Origin of the sequence: Halomonas salsilacus (assembly GCF_051216275.1) — a bacterium.
Classification (GTDB): Bacteria; Pseudomonadota; Gammaproteobacteria; order Pseudomonadales; family Halomonadaceae; genus Halomonas.
Genome location: NZ_JBPKAQ010000008.1, coordinates 85,087 through 105,701 on the forward strand (window position 1 = coordinate 85,087; position 20,615 = coordinate 105,701).

Annotated in this window: 18 protein-coding genes; 2 read left to right on the forward strand and 16 right to left on the reverse strand. The window is 67.8% G+C overall.

All coding sequences use genetic code 11. The features are described 5' to 3' along the window. Positions 1–176: 176 nt before the first annotated feature. Positions 177–776: a cupin domain-containing protein gene (locus ACR80S_RS12530; protein ID WP_435400169.1), complete on the forward strand. Its 600-nt coding sequence runs from the start codon at positions 177–179 to the stop codon at positions 774–776. On the opposite strand, the gene ACR80S_RS12535 is transcribed toward ACR80S_RS12530, so the two are convergent. Together ACR80S_RS12535 and ACR80S_RS12540 are read right to left on the reverse strand one after the other, a co-directional pair. Next, positions 767–2,062 (reverse strand): MATE family efflux transporter, encoded by a 1,296-nt coding sequence (locus ACR80S_RS12535; RefSeq protein ID WP_435400397.1) that lies wholly within the window; start codon positions 2,060–2,062, stop codon positions 767–769. The two genes, ACR80S_RS12530 and ACR80S_RS12535, sit on opposite strands and share 10 nt — an antisense overlap. Before the next feature lie 167 nt (positions 2,063–2,229). After that, on the reverse strand, positions 2,230–4,068 hold the full coding sequence (locus ACR80S_RS12540) for a putative bifunctional diguanylate cyclase/phosphodiesterase (RefSeq protein ID WP_435403351.1): 1,839 nt from the start codon (positions 4,066–4,068) through the stop codon (positions 2,230–2,232). Positions 4,069–4,350: 282 nt separating this feature from the next. Here ACR80S_RS12540 and ACR80S_RS12545 point away from each other — a divergent pair, with 282 nt between their 5' ends. After that, complete coding sequence (locus tag ACR80S_RS12545) at positions 4,351–5,145, forward strand: 2OG-Fe dioxygenase family protein (protein WP_435403352.1); 795 nt, start codon at positions 4,351–4,353, stop codon at positions 5,143–5,145. Between the two features lie 119 nt (positions 5,146–5,264). Here the strand turns inward: ACR80S_RS12545 and ACR80S_RS12550 are convergent, their stop codons facing one another. The 14 genes from ACR80S_RS12550 to ACR80S_RS12615 form a co-directional block, all read right to left on the reverse strand. Next, the gene (locus tag ACR80S_RS12550; protein ID WP_435400172.1) at positions 5,265–5,849 is read right to left on the reverse strand and encodes a YceI family protein; all 585 of its coding nucleotides are present in this window, start codon (positions 5,847–5,849) and stop codon (positions 5,265–5,267) included. A gap of 136 nt (positions 5,850–5,985) precedes the next feature. After that, complete coding sequence (locus ACR80S_RS12555) at positions 5,986–6,540, reverse strand: cytochrome b (protein WP_435400173.1); 555 nt, start codon at positions 6,538–6,540, stop codon at positions 5,986–5,988. 98 nt (positions 6,541–6,638) lie between these two features. Continuing rightward, complete coding sequence (locus ACR80S_RS12560; protein WP_435400174.1) at positions 6,639–7,322, reverse strand: type 1 glutamine amidotransferase domain-containing protein; 684 nt, start codon at positions 7,320–7,322, stop codon at positions 6,639–6,641. A gap of 134 nt (positions 7,323–7,456) precedes the next feature. Then, positions 7,457–8,668 (reverse strand): O-succinylhomoserine sulfhydrylase, encoded by a 1,212-nt coding sequence (locus ACR80S_RS12565; RefSeq protein ID WP_435400175.1) that lies wholly within the window; start codon positions 8,666–8,668, stop codon positions 7,457–7,459. Beyond that, a complete protein-coding gene (gene purF, locus ACR80S_RS12570) occupies positions 8,661–10,181 on the reverse strand; it encodes an amidophosphoribosyltransferase (RefSeq protein WP_435400176.1) in 1,521 nt (506 codons plus the stop codon). Before purF ends, ACR80S_RS12565 begins: the two co-directional genes overlap by 8 nt. Positions 10,182–10,256: 75 nt before the next feature. Next, positions 10,257–10,841, reverse strand: coding sequence for a CvpA family protein (locus tag ACR80S_RS12575; protein ID WP_435403353.1), 585 nt, complete (start codon positions 10,839–10,841; stop codon positions 10,257–10,259). Between the two features lie 2 nt (positions 10,842–10,843). Continuing rightward, entirely contained in the window at positions 10,844–11,524 is a 681-nt protein-coding gene (locus ACR80S_RS12580) for an SPOR domain-containing protein (protein WP_435403354.1), read from the reverse strand. Further along, positions 11,521–12,846 (reverse strand): bifunctional tetrahydrofolate synthase/dihydrofolate synthase, encoded by a 1,326-nt coding sequence (gene folC / locus ACR80S_RS12585; protein WP_435403355.1) that lies wholly within the window; start codon positions 12,844–12,846, stop codon positions 11,521–11,523. The genes ACR80S_RS12580 and folC overlap by 4 nt, the downstream gene beginning before the upstream one ends. A 22-nt stretch (positions 12,847–12,868) precedes the next feature. Continuing rightward, positions 12,869–13,888: an acetyl-CoA carboxylase, carboxyltransferase subunit beta gene (gene accD, locus ACR80S_RS12590; protein WP_435403356.1), complete on the reverse strand. Its 1,020-nt coding sequence runs from the start codon at positions 13,886–13,888 to the stop codon at positions 12,869–12,871. A gap of 79 nt (positions 13,889–13,967) precedes the next feature. Continuing rightward, positions 13,968–14,783 carry a tryptophan synthase subunit alpha gene (gene trpA, locus ACR80S_RS12595; protein ID WP_435400181.1) on the reverse strand — a complete coding sequence of 272 codons (816 nt, stop codon included), beginning with the start codon at positions 14,781–14,783 and terminating at the stop codon, positions 13,968–13,970. Between the two features lie 9 nt (positions 14,784–14,792). Beyond that, positions 14,793–16,007, reverse strand: a complete 1,215-nt coding sequence (gene trpB, locus ACR80S_RS12600) for a tryptophan synthase subunit beta (protein ID WP_435400182.1) — start codon at positions 16,005–16,007, stop codon at positions 14,793–14,795. Positions 16,008–16,099: 92 nt separating this feature from the next. Further along, the gene (locus ACR80S_RS12605) at positions 16,100–16,738 is read right to left on the reverse strand and encodes a phosphoribosylanthranilate isomerase (RefSeq protein WP_435400183.1); all 639 of its coding nucleotides are present in this window, start codon (positions 16,736–16,738) and stop codon (positions 16,100–16,102) included. After that, positions 16,735–17,655 carry a tRNA pseudouridine(38-40) synthase TruA gene (gene truA, locus ACR80S_RS12610; protein WP_435403357.1) on the reverse strand — a complete coding sequence of 307 codons (921 nt, stop codon included), beginning with the start codon at positions 17,653–17,655 and terminating at the stop codon, positions 16,735–16,737. The genes ACR80S_RS12605 and truA overlap by 4 nt, the downstream gene beginning before the upstream one ends. 7 nt (positions 17,656–17,662) lie before the next feature. Continuing rightward, a complete protein-coding gene (locus tag ACR80S_RS12615) occupies positions 17,663–20,359 on the reverse strand; it encodes a FimV/HubP family polar landmark protein (RefSeq protein WP_435403358.1) in 2,697 nt (898 codons plus the stop codon). Between the last annotated feature and the right edge of the window lie 256 nt (positions 20,360–20,615).

Sequence of the window (20,615 nt, forward strand, 5' to 3'; positions counted from 1 at the left end):
GGCCCCTCCTGTGGTCTGCCCTCCATGATGCCTGAGCCGGCTGCGGGGTGCCACGCTGCACCGCCGCGCAAGTCCTTGTCGTGACACGGGTCAAGCCGGCCTTACTCGCAACGGCGGGAGCCGGTATCCTATGTGCAGTTTTCTTGACAGCCGTTTTCTTGACAGGAGCCACTCCCTTGAGCGAATCCCCCCCGGATGCTGGATTCAACGTCGGCGGACGGCTACGCCAGCTGCGCCTCGCCCGCGGCCTCTCCCAGCGGGAGCTGGCCCGCCGCGCCGGCGTGACCAACAGCACCGTTTCGCTGATCGAACAGAACAGCGTCAGTCCCTCGGTGAGCTCGCTGAAGAAGATCCTCGATGCCCTGCCGGTATCGATCAGCACCTTCTTCGCCGGCGACGAGCCGAGCTCGCCGCGGGCCTTCTACCGCGCCGAGGAGCTCACCGAGATCGGCGACGGGCGCCTCTCCTTCCGGCTGGTGGCAGCGCGCCAGGCGGAGCGCAGCATGTCGATCATCCACGAGCGCTACCCCCCGGGAGCGGACACCGGCGAGGAGATGCTCGAGCATGACGGGGAGGAAGGCGGGGTGGTGGTGGCCGGCGAGATCGAGATCACGGTGAGCGGCGAGGTCGCCGTGCTAGGGGCCGGCGACGCCTACTACTTCGATTCCCGCCTGCCCCACCGCTTTCGCAACGTAGGCGAGCAGGAGTGCGTGATCGTCAGCGCCAACACGCCGCCCACCTTCTCCGACGGCGGGCGCGAGCTGCATCACGCCTGAACGCTGCTTTCGGCACCGCGCCGCCGGGGGCTGGCCAGGATGCGCCGCAGCACTTGCCAGGCGGCCAGCCCGGCCAGCAAGTTGCCCACCGCGGCGCCGGCGGCGAGCCCCGCCAGGCCACCCAGATAGGCGCCCAGCCACAGGCAGGGCAGGTAGAAGATAAACAGCCGGGCGGCGGACATCAGCATGGCGCGCAGCGGCCAGCCCAGGGCGTTGCCCGCCGAGACCACGACCATGCACACCCCCAGCGCCGCATAGCTGGGCAGCAAGAAGCGGATCAGCATCGCCAGGTCATCGCGCACCTCGGGGTTGCCGGAAAGCGCCAGCGCCACCCAGGGGGCCCCCAGGGCCATGACCAGGCCAAGCCCCAGCTGCCACACCATGATGACTCTGAGCGCCAGGCGCAGCAGGCGGTGCACCTGGGCCCAGTCGCCGGCGCCGTAGCAGCGTCCTAGCCAGGGGGGCAGCGACATGGTCATGGCCAGCACCACCATCAGCGAGAGCGTCTCCAGGCGGCTGGCCAGGCCCCAAGCCGCCACTGCGCCCTCGCCGAGCCCCGCCACCGCCGTGATTGCCAGCATCGCGGCCAGCGGCGGCATCAGCTGGCCGATCATGGCCGGCCCGGCGATGCCGGCGAAGGGTCGCGCCGATTCGCGCACCTCCTGGCCCAGCTCCTCACGGCTCAGCCAGTTGGTGCGGCGGAGGCTCTTGCCCAGCACCGCCAGTCCCACGCCAAAGGCGGCCACCGTGGCCCAGGCCGCCCCTGGCAGCCCCAGCCCCTGCCAGGGGCCGATGCCGAAGATCAGCAGCGGGTCCAGTACCAGGTTGACCAGGCTGGTGACCACCATCAGGGTGCCCGGCAGGCGGGTATTGCCGTGGGCGCGAAACAGGCTGTAGCCGAAGTAGAGCCCAGCCCCCAGCCAGGCGGCCAGCAGCTGCGGCGCCCAGTAGCCACGGATCAGCCCGCGAGTGGCCGCATCGGCCCCGAGGGCGGCGAACACCGGCGTCTGGATCGCCCACAGCAGCAGCGCCAGCACCGCGATGGTGGCGGTGCCGATCAGCAGCACCAAACTGCCCAGCCGCCGGGCCCGAGCTTCCTGGCCGGCCCCCAGGGCCCGAGAGATCAGCGCGGCGATGGCGATGCCGAGCCCCACCTGGAGGCCGATGATCAGGAAGGAGAGCGGAAAGGTGAACGACTGGGCGGCCAGCGGTGCGGTGCCCAGGCGGGCGATGAAGGCGCTGTCCACCAGTTGGAAGCCGAGCAGCGCCAGCACGCCGATGGCCATGGGCCAGGTCTGGCGCCACAGGGTCACGCCAAGGGCGTCGGAGGAACGGGGTTGCGTCACTGAAGATCCTGAGCCGGAAGAAGACCCCATATTGTACGCAAAAGCGCTACGCGAAAGGGCGACTCAAACGTTCCAGGCAATAGGGCGACGCCCAGACGTAAAGACCCTCAGCTGGACAGCTCACTGCTGCCGCTGCCTGCCACCATGCCGGCCAGCAGGCGCTCGATGTTCGGCGCTGCCATGGGGCGGAAGAAGTAGAAGCCCTGGATCAGGTCGCAGCGCATCTCGCGGACCAGCTCGAGCTGTTCGCGGTTCTCCACGCCTTCGGCCACCACCTCGAGCCCCAGCCGGTGGCCGATGAAGACGGTGGCCTCCATGATCGCCCGGTCCTCGGGCTGGTTCGGCGCATCACGCACGAAGGTGCGGTCTATCTTCAGGGCCGTGACGGGAAAGTGCTTGAGGTAGCTCAGCGACGAGTAACCGGTGCCGAAATCATCGATGGCGATACGAAAGCCGCGATGGTGGAGTCGGCGCAGCCCCGCCAGGATGTCGTCGTCGGCCTCGATCAGGACGTTTTCGGTGAGCTCGATGCCGATGTCCCGTGGCCCCAGGCCGTGGCGCTCCACGCACGCCTCGAAGTGCTCGAAGATGCCGGGTCGCTTGATCTGGCGTCCGGAAAAGTTGATATCGATACGCTCGAGCGCAAGGCCGGCGGCCCGCCACTCCGCCCGTTGACGACACGACTCTTCCAGCACCCAGTCACCGATTCGGTGTATCAGCTCCGAACGCTCGGCAAGCGGGATGAACTCGGCCGGCGAGACCGGCGGTCCCTCTGCCGGGATCCAGCGCAGCAGGGCCTCGAGGTTCTCGACCCGGCCGCTGATGGCCGACACCTGAGGCTGGTAGTGCAAGACGAGCTCTCCCGCCTCCACGGCCCGCTCCAGCCGGTCGGACAGGCGATGCTGATGCAGCAGCTCGTCGTGGAGCTCCTGATTGAAATAGATCACCTGGCCCTGCCCGGCGAGCTTGGCCCGGTTCTTGGCGACATCGGCGTTGCGAATCAACTCGCCGGCCGTCTCACCGTTGCCGGGAAAGATAGCGACACCGAGGCAGGCGCTCAGCTTGCAGCGGCGCTCCTCAAGGAGGAAAGGCGCCCGCATGACCTCCTCCATCTTGCGCACCAGCCGCGGAATGTCATCCGAATCATGGATGCCCGGGAAGGCGATGACGAACTCGTCGCCGGAAACCCGGGACAGGATATCGGTGGCGCGACGGTCTCGATTCAACCGGCGGGCCAGCTCCACCAGCAGCTGGTCCCCCTGTTCGTATCCCAGCGCATCGTTGATCTCCACGAAGTGGTCGACGTCGAGGTAGACCAGCACCAGGGAGCCGGCCTGGCAACGACACTGGGCCAACGCCAGGTCCAGCTGTTCCTCGAAGCTGTGCCGGTTCAGCAGGTGGGTGAGGCGGTCGAAGCGAGTCGCGAAGTCCAGCTCACGGTGGGCACGCTTCTGGTCGGAGAGGTCGACGTCCACGCAGAACATCAGCGGGTCGGCGGTGTGCTCATTAAGCATCACATGGTGTGAAAAGACCGGCACCAGCTCGCCGCTGCTGTGCCGCAGTTCTATCTCCTCCGCGGGGATCTCCTTCCCCTGCACCATCCAGTCGCGATGGGCCTGGATGACCCCCTCACGCATCGGCGCCGGAATGATCAGATCCTCCAGTAGATGCCCCTGGGCCTCGTCCGCCGAATAGCCATACAGGCGCGTGCTGGCGTCGTTCCAGTAGATCACCCGGCGATTATGATCGTACCCCTGAACGGCGACCTTCGGCAGGCTCTCCAGCAGGGCGCGAAAGCGCTGTTCGCTCTCCAGGTACTGCCGGCGCACGAGCTCGGCTTCGCCGCCCTTTGCGGAGCCAGGTTCGCTCCCCTCGGGCAGTCGATCGAGCAGCTGCGTCAGCTGTTGCCTTAGCCAACGCGTGAAGCGGAAATCTCGGCCAATCATTCGCTCTCTCGCCGATGGGGATCGTCATGGGCGCTGAATGCGCCTCTTTCGGGGTCTTCGACCTTCATCCTACACGGCTTTGTCGTTTATCTCCTACGAACCTCCCTCCTCTGGGTGACTAGACGCCTCATATAATTTCGCGTCCTAAACTTGCAACTTCAACGCAAAATAATGAAACAGGAACGCATCATTTCGTTGCACAACTTTGCACAGTCTAGTCGTTGAGCGGCCATGAGGCCGGCAACACTCGGGCAATTCCGCCCATCCCAAGGAGAAAGACCCATGAAACTCGATACCCTCAAGCATGGCTATGACATGACCTCCATGCCCACCAACCCGCTGTCCGAGTACTGGAAGTCCGACGTCAGCCGTGAGCTCAGGCAGCGCGACTGGAGCCTGACCGACATCCGCGAGCGAATCGACCTGGACGCCTGGCAGACCTTCCTGGCGGATCTGCCGAGGGACCCCTACGTCAACCGTCGCTGGAAACGCATGTCCTGGCTGTGCCTCGACGACCAGGGCGACATGCAGCAGATGGGCGAGTGTCCCATGGCACAGGGCGGCGCCTTCAACGATGCAGAGAGCATGGCCGACCGGCTGCGCTACTACGAACCGCTGACCAGCGAGTTTCTGTCACGGCCCGACGTCAGGGCCTTCGTGCGCGCCTGGGCTCAGCTGTGGGAGATCGTGCCGCAGGAACCGATCCTGATGCAGATCACCGGTGTTCGCGGCGAGGGCCAGGTGGACCCGCTGCAAGGCCAGGGGATTCATGCCGACGGCTGCAAAGCGCTGAGCATCCTGGTCATGAACCGCGAGAACGTCACCGGCGGAGAGAACCACCTGTATGCCGACAAGGCCGGCACCCGACCGCTGACCGATGTCACCCTGGCCCCGGGCGATATCCTGCATCTGCGTGACGACCATCTCTTCCACAGCATCGACGGCATCGGCCAGCAGGATCCCGATGTACCCTTCGAGCGCTTCATCATCATCATCAACAGCCGGTTCGTCGACGAGTTCCAGAACCGCATGCTGCGCCGTCACTTCCCGGACGCGGTGCTCAACGAGACTCGCTGAGCAGATGGCCGGCCCTGATGGGTCGGCCAACATCGGCTAGGCACAAACGCGCGCCCCCCCGAGCACTGCTCGGGGGGGCGCTGTTTTGCCGGGGGGTAGGCCGGACGTATTTACAGATCTTACTGACGCACGCCTTCGAAGGTGACGTAGAGCTCGAGTTCGTGCATGACCTCCGGGAAGGCGCTCATGTCGATGCCGAAGTCGCCGAGGGTCAGCATGGTGCTGCCCTCGAAGCCGGCGCGGTAGCTGCCCCAGGGATCCTCGCCCTCGCCCATCAGGGTCACCGGCATCTCGATCGCCTGGGTCTCGCCCTTGAGGGTCAGATCGCCGGTCAGCACGCCTTCGGCGTCGCCGGTGGGCTCGAAGCCGGTGGAGACGAAGGTGGCGGCCGGGTAGTCCCCGGCGCTGAGGAAGTCATCGCTCAGGAAGTGGCGGTCACGCTCGGCGTGGTTGCTGTTCAGGCTGGTGACATCGACCTCCATCTCGACGCTTGTGGACTCGAGGTTCTCCGGGTCGTAGTGGAACTGGCCGGTGAAGGACTCGAAGTTGCCGAGGATGTAGGAGTAGCCCAGGTGGTTGATCTTGAACTGGACGAAGGCGTGCTGGCCTTCGGTGTCCACCACGTAGTCGGCGGCCTGGGCCTGGCTGATGCCGATCAGGGCGGCGGCACCGAGGGCAGCGGCGAGAGCAGTCTTCTTGAACATGGAGTTCTCCTTTCCAGTTGGCGTAACAGTTGTCGTGACAGTTGTCGTACAGGGTTGTTGCTACACGGTGGTCGATGCACGGCAGTCGATACGCAGCCATCGAATGGTCTCGCGGAGCGAGTCGGTTGGCACGCGCTCAAGGGCGCCGGGAACGCGCCGGGTTGAGCATGCGAGTCAGGGTGTCCTGGCGATCCAGAACATGGTGCTTGAGAGCGGCCAGCAGATGACCACCGGCCAGCACCATCAGCGCCACGGCGGCATACCAATGGATCTCGCCGGCGATGCTCTCCTGGTTGGGCAGGCCGCTGATCAGCGCCGGCACCTCGAACCAGTCGAACACGCTGATGCCGCGACCGCGCGCCGTGGAGATCAGGTAGCCGCTGACCAGCACCACCAGCAGCAGCACGTAGAGCAGCAGGTGACCCAGGTGGGCGGCCAGGCGCTCGAGGCGGCTGCCGTGGGCCGCCGGAGTGGGATTCATGAAGCGCCATGCCAGCCTCATCAACGTGGCGAACAGCAGCAGCATTCCGATGGAGCGGTGCCACCAGGGGGCCCGGTTGTACCAGGCATCGAAATACCCCAGATCGGTCATCCACCAGCCTAGCGCGAAGAGCCCCACGATGGTCACGGCGCTGAGCCAGTGCAGGAGGATGCTGACGATGCCCCAGCCGGAACGGGTGTTGCGCCACATGGCGATAGTCCTCGCGATCTCGTTGATAGACGAAGCTTACCGCAGCGCATCATCAGCATCTGCTGAAAAAAGCCGAACCAACCTTTCAAAAAAAACCGTTAGCTGGCTAGCGCCTTCAGCAGCAGCTCAGCGGTGGGCGCGCTGGAGGCCGGATTCTGACCGGTGATCAGCAGGCCATCGCGAAGCTGAAAGGGGGCGAAGTCATCGGCGCTGCGCTGGTAGTCCGCGCCCTGCTCCTTGAGGGCATCCTCGAGCAGATGGGGCACCACGGCGGAGAGCCCCACGGCATCTTCCTCGCTGTTGGCGAAGCCGGTCACGCGCCTGCCCTTGACCAGCGGCTGGCCTTCCGCGGTACGTGCCTGCAGCAGAACGGTGGGGGAATGGCAGACCGTGGCAACCGGGCGCTCGACGGCCAGGAAGCCCTCGATGAGGCGCTTGGCGTCGGTATTCTCGGTGAGGTCCCAGAGCGGACCGTGGCCGCCCGGGAAGAAGAGCGCGTCGAAGTCGCCCACCTGGACGTCCGCAAGCTTGAGCGTCTCGGCAAGCTGCGCCTTCGCCTCGTCATCCGCCTCGAATCGCCGCGTCTCGTCTGTCAACGCCTCATCGGCCATGGAGTTGGGATCCACCGGTGGCTGTCCGCCCTTCGGGGAGGCCATAGTGATCTCGGCGCCGGCGTCCTTGAAGACGTAGTAGGGGGCAGCGAACTCCTCGAGCCAGAAGCCGGTGGCGTGGCCGGTATCGCCCATGCGGTCGTGGGACGTCAGTACCATCAAGATCTTCATCGTTACCCTCCTGGGGCGGCAGTCAATGCATGCCCTGATGAGATGGCGCCGATCGACGAGAGTTCAAGGCCAGACACGACAACGCCCGCTCCATCGGTGGTGGAGCGTGCGTCATCGAGGTGCGCGAGGCAACCTCACACCAGGGCGTCAAGGCCCCGGGCAAGGTCGGTGCGGATATCGTCGATGGCCTCCAGGCCCACGGCGACGCGTATCAGCCCTTCAGTGATGCCGGCGATGGCCTTCTGGTCGTCGGAGAGGCGGCCGTGGGTGGTGGTGGCGGGATGGGTAATGGTCGTCTTGACGTCGCCCAGGTTGCCGGTGATGGAGAGCAGCCGGGTGGCGTCGATCACCGACCAGGCCGCCTCGCGCCCGCCCTTCACCGCGAAGCCGAGCACGGCACCGAAGCCCTGCTGCTGGCGGGCGGCGAGCGCATGCTGGGGGTGGCTGGCAAGTCCGCTGTAAAAGACCCGGACCACCGCGGGATGGGCCTCGAGCCACTCGGCCAGGATCTGGGCGTTCTCGCAGTGGGCCCTCATGCGCAGGGCGAGGGTCTCGAGCCCCTTGGTGAAGATCCAGGCGTTGAAGGGGCTCAGGCAAGGGCCGCAGGTGCGCACCACCCCGAACACCTCCTCGAGCTCCTTGTCACGGCCCACCACGGCGCCGCCGATCGCCCTGCCCTGGCCGTCCAGGTACTTGGTGGCGGAGTGGATCACCAGATCCGCGCCCAGGGCCAGGGGCCGCTGCAGCGCCGGGGTAAGGAAGCAGTTGTCGATGGCCAACCAGGCACCGTGGCGATGGGCGATCTCGGCCAGCGCTTCGATATCCACCAGCTCGGAGAGCGGGTTCGACGGGGTCTCGGCAAACAGCAGCCTCGTGGCCGGCGTCATTGCCGCCTCCCAGGCGGCGAGGTCGGAAAGCTCCACGTAGCGGGTGGTGATGCCCAGCTTGCCCAGGTACTTGTCGAACAGGCTGACGGTGGAGCCGAACAGCGAGCGGGAGGCGACGATCTCGTCGCCGGCCGACAGCAGCGCCAGCGCGGTTGAGAGGATCGCCGACATGCCGGAGCTGGTGGCCACGCAGCGCTCGCCGCCCTCGAGGGCCGCGAGGCGGCGCTCGAAGGTGCGCACCGTGGGGTTGGTGAAGCGCGAGTAGACGTTGCCCGGCTCCTCGCCGGAAAACTTGGCCGCGGCTTCCGCCGCGCTGCCGTAGACGAAGCTCGAGGTCGGGAAGATCGGCTCGGCGTGCTCCTGCTCATGGGTGCGGTCGTGGCCGGCGCGGATCGCCAGGGTCGCCAGCGCCCAGTCGTGCTCGGAGGTGGAGTGCGGATCCATGGGGGCCTCAGTCATCGATGTCATCCTGGTTGTGCAGGCCAACCAGAGCGTGGTCGCCGGCGCTCTGCTGCTGCATGGCGCCGTCGCTGCGCGAGGCCTCCAGGGCGGAGAGGTAGGCGTCGTCGATGTCACCGGTGACGTAGTTGCCGTCAAACACCGAGCAGTCGAAGGCGTCGAGGTTGGGATTGACGTCGCGGCAGGCGGTCTTCAGGTCCTCGAGATCCTGGTAGAAGATGCGGTCGGCGCCGATCAGCTCCCCCACCTCGGCCTCGCTGCGGCCGTGGGCGATCAGCTCGCTGGCCGCCGGCATGTCGATGCCGTAGACATTGGGGTAGCGCACCGGCGGCGCGGCGGAGGCGAAATAGACCTTGCGGGCGCCGGCCTCGCGGGCCATCTGGATGATCTGCTTGCAGGTGGTACCGCGCACGATGGAGTCGTCCACCAGCAGCACGTTCTTGTCCTTGAACTCCACGCCGATGGCGTTGAGCTTCTGGCGCACCGACTTCTTGCGCTGGGTCTGGCCGGGCATGATGAAGGTCCGCCCGATGTAGCGGTTCTTCATGAACCCCTCGCGGTAGGTCACCCCCAGGTGCTGAGCGAGCTCCAGCGCCGAGGTGCGCGAGGTGTCGGGGATCGGGATCACCACGTCGATGTCGTGCTCTGGCCACTCGCTCTGGATGCGGTCGCCGAGCTTGCGGCCCATCTCCATGCGAGTGCCGTAGACGTAGGCGCCGTCGAGGATAGAGTCGGGGCGCGCCAGGTAGACGTGCTCGAAGATGCAGGGCGACAGCAAGGGGGCATCGGCGCACTGCTGGGTGTGGATCCGGCCCTGCATGTCGACGAAGATCGCCTCGCCGGGGTCCAGATCGCGGTGCAGCTGGAAGCCGCCCACATCCAGCGCTACCGACTCGGAGGCGATCATCACCTCCTGACCGGCCCCTTCGTCGCGGGTGCCGAACACCACCGGGCGGATGCCGTTGGGGTCGCGGAAGGCCACCAGGCCCATGCCGTTGATGACCGCTACCGCCGCGTAGCCACCCTTGCAGCGGCGGTGTACCCGGCGCACGGCGTCGAAGATGTCGCCGGGCTCCAGGTGCAGCCCCTGCTTGCCCAGTTCGTGGGCGAAGACGTTGAGCAGCACCTCGGAGTCGGAGCTGGTGTTGATGTGGCGAAGGTCCGAGGTGAACAGCTCCTGCTTGAGCTGATCGGAGTTGGTCAGGTTGCCGTTGTGGGCAAGGGCGAGGCCGAAGGGGGAGTTGACGTAGAACGGCTGGGATTCCGCCTCGCTGGAGGAGCCAGCGGTGGGATAGCGCACATGGCCGATACCCAGGTTACCCCTTAGCCGCGTCATGTGGCGGGTATGGAAGACGTCGCGCACCAGTCCGTTGCTCTTGCGCAGCAGGAAGCGGCCCTCATGCCAGGTCATCATGCCGGCGGCGTCCTGTCCGCGATGCTGAAGCACCGTCAGGGCGTCATAGATGCCCTGGTTAACCGCCTGCTTGGCCAGAAGGCCCACGATACCGCACATTCCACCTTACCTCGCTTGCCTGGTACTTGCTGTGAAGGGTCGGGGCGACACCGGCTGGGCCGGCCCGCCCGGGGGTCATCTGTCAGGGGGTGTCGCGTCGCCATCGGCCGCGTCGTCGCCAGTCGCACCGCCACGCCCGGGAAGGGAGATCTCGGCGAGGGAACCGGGGACCTCGGGCATCCGCCCCTCCCAGGCCTCGAACTGACTGACCGCCCAGTCGCGCAGCTGCTCGAAGTGGGGCCGCAGTTGGGCATCGCGCCAGGCCTCGAGCTGGGCCAGCGGGGTCAGGCCGATGACGATGGTGGCCAGCACCAGGATCGCCGCCCCCTTGGCGGCGCCGAAGGCGGCGCCCATGATCCGGTTGAACAGACCCATGCCAACCCACTCCACCGCGGAGTGGACCAGGCGGATGATGATGCCGCACAGCAGCACCACGCCGAAGATCACCAGCACGAAGGCCAGCACCAAGCGCCCATCGGGGTTATCAATCACTCCGGCAAGCAGGTCCGCCACCGGCTGGGCCAGCAAACGGGCAGCCATCAAAGCGATAACCCAGGCGGCGAGGCCCAGGGCCTCGCGGACCAGCCCGCGCATGAAGCCGGTGATGGCCGTCACAGTGAGCAGGGCGACGAAGATCCAGTCCAGCCAGGTCAGCGCCATGCTCAGTTCCTCGCCCGCACCAGCAGGCCCTGCAGGTTGGCTTGGGACTTGAGCTCGTTCATGGCCCGCTCGCCGGCCTCCGAGGAGTCATAGGGGCCCGCATAGACCGTGGTCAGGTTATTGCCCCGGGGCCGGCTGTAGGCCGGAAAGCCCTGCTCGCGCAGCTGGTTGAGCAAGCGCTCGGCGTTGGTCGGCTCACCGAAGCTGCCCACCTGCACCGCCCATTCGCCACCGGAAGCGGCGGGGGAGGTTGCGGAATCGCTCTGACTGCGGCTGGCGCTCTCCGCCATCCGCTGGTCGGCGGCGCGGGCCAGCTCGGCGATGGGGTCGGGAGCCGGTTCGGCGGCAGGCGGCGGGGAGGGCTCGGCGGGCGCCTCAGCCTGGGCCAGCTGCTCGGTGGCCTCCTCGGCGATCTCGGCGATGTCTTCGACGGGAGCCTCCTCGGCGGGCGGCTCCTCGGCCTGGGGCGTCGCCATGGGCGCACCGAACTCTCCAAGGCTCGACGGCGGTCGGGGCTCCGGCACCTCGGTGCGCGGCACCTCAACGGGCTGCTCGATGGTCAGCACCGGCTGGGGCCGCTCGCTGCGCGGCGCCGGCTCGCTCATCAGCAGCGGTATGAAGATTACCGCCAGGGCGACCACGATCACCGCGCCGCTGATGCGTTCACGCCATCCGTATTTCATCGGGCTTCCTCGCTAACGCTAGTGTCATCATCAGTCTGCCCCGCGGACGGGCCCGGCGCCAACCACTCGAGTACCTCCCCCACGGTGAAGAAGGAGCCTACTACCAGCACGCGATCTTCCGGTGCCAGCCGTTCGGCCAACCAGGCGGCGCCGGCGCTGGGCGAGCCGGCGCGGTGGAGCACGTCGGCCCCCTGCCCCGCCAGGCGGTCGGCCAGGTCATCGGCGCTGCGCGCTCGCTCGCCGGCGAGGCTCGCGGCGACCCAGCCATCCACCACCGGCGCCAGGGCGGCGATCACGCCCTCGGCGTCCTTGTCGCCGAGCATGGCCAACAGCGCGAAGGTGCGCCCGGTACAGGGGCGCGAAGCGAGACGCCCGGCCAGATAGGCGGCAGCATGGGGGTTGTGACCCACGTCCAGGCACCACTGGCCCAGCCACTGCATGCGCCCGGGAAGGTGCACCTCGGCCAGCGCCTGACGGCAGGCCACGGGATCGAGCGTCACGCCGGCCAGGGCCAGGGCCTGGAGCGCTGTGGCGGCGTTGTCCAGGGGCAGGCCGGGGTCCGGTAGGTCGCTGATGGGAGGCTGACCCTCAACGCCACCCCAAAATCGCCAGCCCTCCCCCGCCCCTTCACGCCCAAAGGTTTCACCCAGGGCATAAACCGACGCGCCGAGCTCTTCTGCCACCTCTCGCACACTGGCGGGCAGCGTGGTGCTGCCGAGCACCGCGGGGCGGCCGGAGCGCAGGATACCCGCCTTCTCGCGGCCGATCTGCGCCAGATCGGTACCGAGAAAGGCGGCGTGGTCCTGGGCCACGGTGGTGACCACCGCCACGTCCGGGTCGATGACGTTGACCGCATCCAGCCGCCCACCGAGCCCCACCTCGAGAAGGGTGATTTCCGCCGGACGCCGGGCCATGGCCCAGAGCGCGCCCAAGGTGCCCACCTCGAAGTAGGTCAGGCTCACGGGGGGACCCTCCTGGCGCGCGCGCTCTACGGCGGCGAAGCCCGCCATCAGGGTGGCGTCATCGGCTTCCTCGCCGTTCAGGCGCAGGCGCTCGTTGTAGCGGATCAGATGGGGGGAGGTATAGGCGGCTGTGGTGAGTCCGTGGGCCTGGGCCAGCGCCTCGAGCATGGCCACGGTGGACCCTTTGCCGTTGGTGCCGGCCACGGTGATCACCCGGCTGCCGATCGAGCCGTCAAGCAGCTCCATGCGACGTGCGACCTCCGCCACGCGGTCAAGGCCGAGGGCGATGTCCACCGGATGGGCCGCTTCCAGCCGGGCCAGCCAGGCGTCGAGGGTGGTGGGTAGCGCTGCACGGGTCATCGGTTCAGCGTCGGCCATCGGCTCAGCGACGGCCGTCGTCCTGGCCGCCGCCGGGCAGGGATGTCGCCTCGTCGGCACCGGGCGCCTGGGCCTCGGCAGGCCCCTCGGTACCCTTCTCGGCCGAGGCCTGCTCCGCCGCATCCACCAGATCGGGCTCATCGACAGGCATCTCCGGGAGCCCCAGGGCGGGCTGGTGGGTCAGCTTGCGCAGCACGGCTCCCAGGCGGTCACGCATCTCGCTGCGCCGCACGATCATGTCGATGACGCCGTGATCGAGCAGGAACTCGCTGCGCTGGAAGCCTTCGGGGAGCTTCTCACGGACGGTCTGCTCGATGACCCGAGGGCCGGCAAAGCCGATCAGCGCGTTGGGCTCGGCCACGTTGAGATCGCCCAGCATGGCCAGCGACGCCGAAACACCGCCGAACACTGGGTCGGTGAGCACCGAGATGTAGGGCACGCCGACCTGCTTGAGCTTCTCCAGGGCGGCGGAGGTCTTGGCCATCTGCATCAGCGAGAAGAGTGCTTCCTGCATGCGCGCACCACCGGAGGCGGAGAAGCAGATCAGCGGGATGCCCTCATCGTGGGCCAGGGTGGCGGCGCGAACGAACTTCTCGCCGACCACTGCGCCCATGGAACCCCCCATGAAGCTGAACTCGAAGGCCACCACCACCACCGGCAAGCCGTCCAACCGGCCGCGCATGGCGATCAGAGCGTCCCTCTCGCCGGTCTCCTTCTGGGCCGCCGCCAGGCGATCCTTGTACTTCTTGGAGTCGCGGAACTTGAGCCGATCGACGGGCTCGACCTCGGCGGCCAGCTCCTCCCGGCCCTCCCTGTCGAGGAACCAGTCGAGACGCTTGCGCGCGGTCAGCCGCATGTGGTGGTCGCACTTGGGGCAGACGTTGTGATGCTTGTCGAGTTCGGGCAGGTAGAGCACCGCCTCGCACTTGGGGCACTTGCGCCACAGGCCATCGGGCACGCTGGCCCGGCGGTCCTTGCGCTGGATACGCCCCATGGAGGGCACGATCTTGTCTAGCCAGCTCATGTCAGAAAGGGTTCCGTCATGTGGTCGGCGCCCGGCGCTTGCCGGGCGCATGGGTCAAATACGGTGGCGAAAGCCTGGCTCAGCTCGCGCTCATGGCATCCAGGGCCAGGCGCATCTCGCCCAGCACCGCCTTGAGCTCACCGGCGATCACCTCGGGGCGTTCGGCGTTCTCGGCGATGCGGCTGACCAGCGCTGAGCCGACGATGACGCCATCGGCCACCTTGCCCACCTCGGCAGCCGAGGCGCCGTCGCGAATGCCGAAGCCGACGCACAGCGGCAGGTCGGTCTGTTCGCGCAGCGGTGCCAGGTGCTCGGCCACGTCGGCGGCGTCCAGGATGGCGGAGCCGGTCACGCCCTTGAGCGAAACGTAGTAGAGATAGCCTTCGCCGTGGGCACATATTGTAGCGGCCCGGGCGCTGGAAGTGGTAGGGGCGACCAGGAAGATCGAGGCGAGCCCCTGGGCCTTGAGCAGCGGGCCGAGCTCCACGGCCTCCTCCGGGGGCATGTCCACGGTCAGCACCCCATCGATGCCCGCCGCGGCGGCCTGCTCGGCGAAGGCGGCCAGGCCGATGCGCTCCATGGGATTCAGGTAGCCCATCAGCACCACCGGCGTGGTGGCGTCGGTCTGTCGGAACTCGCGCACCATCTCGAACAGATGGGTGAGTCGTACGCCGTGCTTGAGCGCCCGCTCGCAGGCCTTCTGGATCACCGGGCCATCGGCCATGGGGTCCGAGAAAGGCACGCCCAGCTCGATCACATCGGCCCCCGCCTCCACCAGGGCGTGCATGAAGCCCACGGTGTATTGGGGTGCCGGGTCACCGGCGGTGATGAAGGGGATCAGCGCGCGGCGGCCCTGGGCCTTGAGGTCGGCGAAGCGTTGGTCGATACGGTTCATCATGGCCCCTTAGATCTCGATGCCGTCGAGCTTGGCGACGGTGAGGATGTCCTTGTCGCCCCGTCCGGAGAGGTTGACGATGATGTTCTGGTCGGGGCTCATGGTCGGCGCCAGCACCTTGGCATAGGCCAGGGCGTGGGCGGTCTCCAGCGCCGGCATGATGCCCTCGACGAGGGTCAGCTCCCGAAAGGCCGCGAGCACGGCGTCGTCATTGGCGGCCACGTAGTTGACCCGTCCCACGTCCTTCCACAGGGCGTGCTCGGGGCCCACGCCGGGATAGTCCAGGCCGGCGGAGATGGAGTGGGTATCGGAGACCTGGCCACCCTCGTCGGACATCAGGTAGGTGCGGTTGCCGTGAAGCACGCCGCGGGGGGCCCCCGAGGCGAGCGGCGCGGCGTGGCGGCCGGTCTCGACCCCGTCGCCGCCGGCCTCGACCCCGTACATGACCACGTCGTCATCCTCCACGAAGGGGTAGAAGAGCCCCATGGCGTTGGAGCCGCCGCCCACGCAGGCGATGAGCGCATCGGGCAGCTTGCCGAACTCCACGAAGGACTGCTCGCGTGCCTCGCGGCCTACCACGGCATTGAAGTCGCGCACCAGCATCGGGTAGGGGTGCGGACCCGCCACGGTGCCAATGATGTAGAAGGTATCGTCGACGTTGGTGACCCAGTCGCGCAGCGCCTCGTTCATGGCGTCCTTGAGAGTCCGCGTGCCGGATTCCACCGAAATGACGTTGGCCCCGAGCAGGCGCATGCGATAGACGTTGAGCTTCTGACGCTGCACGTCCGCCGCCCCCATGTAGACGTCGCACTTGAGGCCCAGGCGCGCGGCCACGGTGGCGGTGGCCACACCGTGCTGGCCGGCACCGGTCTCGGCGATCACCCGCGGCTTGCCGCTCTTCTTGGCCAGCAGCGCCTGGCCAATGGTGTTGTTCACCTTGTGGGCGCCGGTGTGGTTGAGGTCCTCGCGCTTGAGCCAGATCTGCGCCCCACCCAACTGCTTCGACCATCGCTCGGCATGATAGAGCGGCGAAGGACGACCCACGTAGTGGGCCAGGTCATAGTCGAATTCCGCCTGGAAGGCCGGGTCGTCGCGAAGACTCAGGTAGGTCTTCTCCAGCTCGTCCAGGGCGAAGCTCAGGGTCTCCGAGACGAACCGGCCGCCGTAGGGGCCAAAGTGGCCGCGGGCGTCCGGCAGTCGGGTCAGGTCACTGAACTTGCTCACGAAAGACACCTCACTAGATCGCCAGAAGGGCTAAGGGATGGAACACGGTGATGGCGGGCCATGATGGGCGACGAGCATTGGCCGGAAAAGCGTCAGCGCGTCAGGCGCAGCGCGTCCCCTCGCTTCACGGCCTCGAGAAAGGCCGCGACGCGCCCAGCATCCTTGACGCCGGGAGAGACCTCCACACCGCCGGAGACGTCGAGTGCGAAGGGCGCCACGGTGGCGATGGCCTCGGCCACATTGTCGGCCCCAAGGCCTCCGGCGAGGATAACAGGTTTTGCCAGCCCTGCGGGGATTCGCGACCAGTCGAAGGTCTCGCCGGTGCCGCCCGGCACGCCGGGGCGATAGGCGTCGAGCAGCAGCGCCCGCGCGCCATGGTAAGTCACGGCGGCGGCGTCAAGGTCGAGGCCGTCGCGCATGCGCAGCGCTTTGATCCAGGGGCGGCCGAAGCCCTCGCAGAAGGCCGGCGATTCGTCACCGTGGAACTGCAGCAGGTCCAGATGGGTGGCACAACGCTCGATCAGCGCCGGCTCCTGGTCGACGAAGAGCCCCACCCGGGTGACGAAGGCCGGCACCCGCGCGGCGAGCTCACTCAGGCGCGCCTCGTCCACGGCGCGCCGGCTGCCGGGCCAGAGCACGAAACCCAGGGCATCGGCGCCGGCCGCCACGGCGGTGTCGACGTCTTCGGGGCGAGTCAGGCCGCAAAGCTTGACGCGTGTGCGCTGCATCATACTCCTTCTCCTTCGGCGGCCACCGGCCTTCCGCGGCGGAACTCGACCATGGGGCAGTCGGGCAGCGGCCTTTCGCCGGTCCACTCGCCGAGGAAGGCCAGCAGGTGGGGGCCGAGCGGCTCACGGGGCAAGCCCCAGCTCTCGTCGTAGAGGGAATCGACGAAGTGCAGGCCGCAGGCCGGCGCGGTGACATCACCCAGGGTGCGGTCCTTCAGTGTCATCAGGTCCGCCAGGTAGTCCTCGCCCCGCTCCCCCCGGCCCACGCTGACCAGGGCGCCGACGATATTGCGGATCATGTGGTGCAGGAAGGCGTTGCCCTGCACGTCCACCACCACCAGCGGGCCGTGGCGGTGCACCTCGATGAAGTGCAGGTGTCGCCAGGGGGTCTTCGATTGGCAGCCGGCGGCACGGAAGCTGGAGAAGTCGTGCTCGCCCACCAGCACCTGGGCGGCGCGATGCATGGAGTCGGCGTCCAGCGGGTCGCGGCACCAGGTGACATTGGCGCGCTCCAGCACCGGGCGGCTGGGCTGGTTGAGCAGAATGTAGCGGTAGCGGCGTGCCAGGGCCTTGAAGCGGGAGTGGAAGGTCTCGGGCACCTCCTTGACCCAGCGCACGGCGACATCCCGGGGTAGATTGGCATTGACGCCGAACACCCAGGCCTTTTGAGAACGCGGCACCGGTGGGTCGAAGTGGATGATCTGGCGAGTCGCATGTACGCCGGAGTCGGTGCGACCGCTGGCATGGACGCGAATCGGCTGGCCGGCCACCCGGGCCAGGGCCTTTTCCAGTGCGGCCTGCACGGAGGGCGAGTGCTTGAGGAACTGGAAGCCACAGTAGGCGCTGCCGTCATACTCGACCCCCATGGCCAGCCGTCCGGCCAGGGGGGTGCGTTCATCCAGGCGTTTGAAAAGGGTCATGCAGCGATCAGGTATCCAGTCGTCTGAGCAGCGCCGCCGCCTCGTCGCGGATGGCCGGGTCGTCGCTGAGGCTCAGCTCGTTGAGCAGCTCGCGGGCCCGACCGCCCTCACCGGCCTCGACCCGGCGATGGGCCTCGGCCAGACGCTCGGGGGTGGCGCTGGGAGAAAAGCGATCATTATCCGCCTCGAGGGGCGGGAAGGAAACCTCCTCCACTTCCCATTCATGGGGAAGCGCCTCCTCGGCGGCGTCATCGCCGGCGGCTTCCGGGCGATCCAGGCCAGCGCCCTGATCGAAGCCTGCGTCCTTATCTCCCAGTCCGAGACCATCGGAGGAGAAGTCAATGCTGGGCTGCATGGGCGTCTCCTCCCTGGGTGCCGGCGAGGGCTTCAGCGCCGGAGGGCGATAGTCGATGATCTCGCTGCCATCCTCGAGGCGTCGTGTGGTCACCTCGACTGGCTCGGGTTCGGGCGTCTGCGGCTCAGGCTCGGCCGCCGGCGCCTCGACTGTGGGCGACGAGAGGTTATCCATGGGTGATGGGCGACGATAGGCGTTCGTATCAAGGCCCTCGTGAGGTGGGCTGGCAGAGGGAGACGCGTCGACCGGAGCCGTGTCATCTGCCGCTTCGTCATCCGCGCTCTGCTGCGGCGAGCCGGACTCGCCGTCGGCGGTCTCGTCGAAGACCCGTGGCGGACGCTCGGCAGGCTTGTTGAACACCGCGCGCTCGCCTGGGGTGCCGGAAGCGTCGAAGGCGTCGACAGCACCAGTGTCAGCAGGTGCCAGACCGTAACGGCCGAGCAGGCGCTCCACCTCGTCTCGCACGGCAGGGTTACCCCCACCGCGCAGCCGGGAGGCCTCGCTCTCCGCCTCCTCGCGACTGCCCTGCTCCAGATGCACATTGAGCAGCTTGAGCCGCAGGTCATCACGCTCCGGCTCCCGGGCCAGGTTCGCCTCTAGCAGTTCGCGGGCCTGGTCGTAGCGGCCATAGGCCATGAAGATGTCGGCTTCGCTGATCGCTTCGGCCTGGGGTAGCGAGCCCTGCACCGAGGGCGCGGCCGGCCGGGCCGGCGCGATGACCGCAGGGATTGCGGTCTCGGGCTGCCCTGGTGCCGGGGCGCCCGGCACGGCGACCCGCACTGGCCCGGCGCCGACCGCGGCAGGCTCATCATCTTCATGGCGGCGACGGCGACGCACCGCGAGCCACATCGCCAGCAGCGCAGCCAGGCCGGCGCCACCCAGCATCAGGTTGCGATCGACATCGCCCTGGTAGATCGCCCCCCACCAGGGGCGCTCTTCCGCCGGACCACCGGAAGGCGCGACACCACCGGCGCCGGGTCCATCCACCCCGGCACCGCCGGCGGCGAGCGCGGCAAGCTCCTCGCGCAGCGCGGCCATCTCGTCACGTATCTCGCCCAGCTCATCCTGTAGTTGATCACGCTCCTCCTGCACCGTCTGCAGCGTCTGCTGGTTCTCGAGCCAGCGAGCCTCGAGGCGCAGCAGGCGGTCGTCACTGGTCAGTTCGCCGTCCCCGTAGAGGACCGCCAGCAAGTCGGAGTCGACCATAACCTGCGGGGCGCCCGAGGTCTCGCCGGCCTCAGCGACCCCATCGCCGAGATCATTGGCAGTGGCTCCATCGGTAATAACTTCGCTGATGGCGGTGACGTCGCTGCCATCGCCAGCCAAGGCTCCCTCGGCTGCCACCTGGGCATCGGTGAGCAGGGTGAGCCGCGGCGCCTCGGGGACTTCCACGGCCTCCGCGGTGGCGGCGTCGACGGCTGGTTCATCAGCGGGGGGCGAGGGAGGCTCCGGCGGCGGGGTAACCCCCGTGTCGGTCTGCGCGACTTCGCTCGGGGCCGCAGGGACCGCCGCAAGCTGGCTGGCCGCCGGGCTGCCCAGCGCCACCTGTGCCGGCGCACCCCCGCCGCGATTGGCCCAGGCCTGATTCATCTCCGCGACGATGCGATCGGAATCCCCCACAGCGCGCGCGGCAATCGCTTCACGGCTCGGCACCACCAAGCTGACGCCGGCGCGCATGGCATTGATATTGCCAGAGGCGAAGGCCTCGGGGTTGGCCTCCACCAGCGCCACCATCATCTGGTTCATGCTGATGCCACTGTCCGGACGCAGTCGCCCGGCCACGGCCCACAGGGTGTCTCCGCTGCGCACCCAGGTCGGATCGCCGCTCCTGGCGGGAGCCGCAGTGGGGCGAGGCGCCGTGGCCTGCGCGGGCGCCGCGTCGAGCGGGGGCCCCGAGACGCTGACCGGGGCGGGCATGGGACGGCGACTGCCCGCCACCAGGGCCGGCATCTGATCGTAGTCCGGAGGGTCGAGAAGCAGGGTCACTTCGCGCAGCTGCTGTCCGCCCGGCCAGTCGAAGCGCAGAAGCAGGTCGACCCAGGGCTCCCGCACCGGTCGCTCGGTAGTGAGCTCCACCACTAGGCGACCTTGGCGCTGCTCCACCGCCAGCCGCACGCTGGCCGCCAGGGGGGTCCGCGGCAGACCAGCCGCGGCGAAGGCGCGCTCATCGGCCACCGAAACGTTGAGCAGCCCGGCCTGGATGCCCGCAGCGTCGGTCAGCGGCAGCGAAGCGCGCAGCGGCGCGTTGAGCGTGGAGCGAACGTCTGCCTCCCCAAGCCCAAGGGCCAGCGCCAGAGGGCTCGCGGCGGAAAGCGAAAGCAGCATGGCGAGTGTCAGCTTGCGTTTCATGGAGGTCCCTTGCGTCCGTCGGCGCTACCGCGCGTCAATCTCGCGGCACCCGTGCTATATCCTAGTGTCGTTATGGTACCTGTGTACCATATTCGCCGTCTCGTCGCGCCTGGGCGGGATCATGCCAGCCGCCATACCTTCAACGTAAGCCATTGATCGTGGGCCGGCGAATCAACGGCCCCGCGAATCAACGGCCCCGCGAATCGGTGGTCGACCCATAAACAACAAGGCGCCTCCCGAAGGAGACGCCCCGTGT

Excerpts from the sequence above, each read along its gene's own strand:
- ACR80S_RS12535 (WP_435400397.1), bottom strand. The coding sequence starts at position 2,062 with ATGGCCATCGGCGTGCTGGCGCTGCTCGGCTTCCAACTGGTGGACAGC.
- ACR80S_RS12540 (WP_435403351.1), bottom strand. The coding sequence starts at position 4,068 with ATGATTGGCCGAGATTTCCGCTTCACGCGTTGGCTAAGGCAACAGCTG.
- ACR80S_RS12545 (WP_435403352.1), top strand. The coding sequence starts at position 4,351 with ATGAAACTCGATACCCTCAAGCATGGCTATGACATGACCTCCATGCCC.
- ACR80S_RS12550 (WP_435400172.1), bottom strand. The coding sequence starts at position 5,849 with ATGTTCAAGAAGACTGCTCTCGCCGCTGCCCTCGGTGCCGCCGCCCTG.
- ACR80S_RS12555 (WP_435400173.1), bottom strand. The coding sequence starts at position 6,540 with ATGTGGCGCAACACCCGTTCCGGCTGGGGCATCGTCAGCATCCTCCTG.
- ACR80S_RS12560 (WP_435400174.1), bottom strand. The coding sequence starts at position 7,322 with ATGAAGATCTTGATGGTACTGACGTCCCACGACCGCATGGGCGATACC.
- ACR80S_RS12565 (WP_435400175.1), bottom strand. The coding sequence starts at position 8,668 with ATGACTGAGGCCCCCATGGATCCGCACTCCACCTCCGAGCACGACTGG.
- purF (WP_435400176.1), bottom strand. The coding sequence starts at position 10,181 with ATGTGCGGTATCGTGGGCCTTCTGGCCAAGCAGGCGGTTAACCAGGGC.
- ACR80S_RS12575 (WP_435403353.1), bottom strand. The coding sequence starts at position 10,841 with ATGGCGCTGACCTGGCTGGACTGGATCTTCGTCGCCCTGCTCACTGTG.
- ACR80S_RS12580 (WP_435403354.1), bottom strand. The coding sequence starts at position 11,524 with ATGAAATACGGATGGCGTGAACGCATCAGCGGCGCGGTGATCGTGGTC.
- folC (WP_435403355.1), bottom strand. The coding sequence starts at position 12,846 with ATGACCCGTGCAGCGCTACCCACCACCCTCGACGCCTGGCTGGCCCGG.
- accD (WP_435403356.1), bottom strand. The coding sequence starts at position 13,888 with ATGAGCTGGCTAGACAAGATCGTGCCCTCCATGGGGCGTATCCAGCGC.
- trpA (WP_435400181.1), bottom strand. The coding sequence starts at position 14,783 with ATGAACCGTATCGACCAACGCTTCGCCGACCTCAAGGCCCAGGGCCGC.
- ACR80S_RS12605 (WP_435400183.1), bottom strand. The coding sequence starts at position 16,738 with ATGATGCAGCGCACACGCGTCAAGCTTTGCGGCCTGACTCGCCCCGAA.
- truA (WP_435403357.1), bottom strand. The coding sequence starts at position 17,655 with ATGACCCTTTTCAAACGCCTGGATGAACGCACCCCCCTGGCCGGACGG.
- ACR80S_RS12615 (WP_435403358.1), bottom strand. The coding sequence starts at position 20,359 with ATGAAACGCAAGCTGACACTCGCCATGCTGCTTTCGCTTTCCGCCGCG.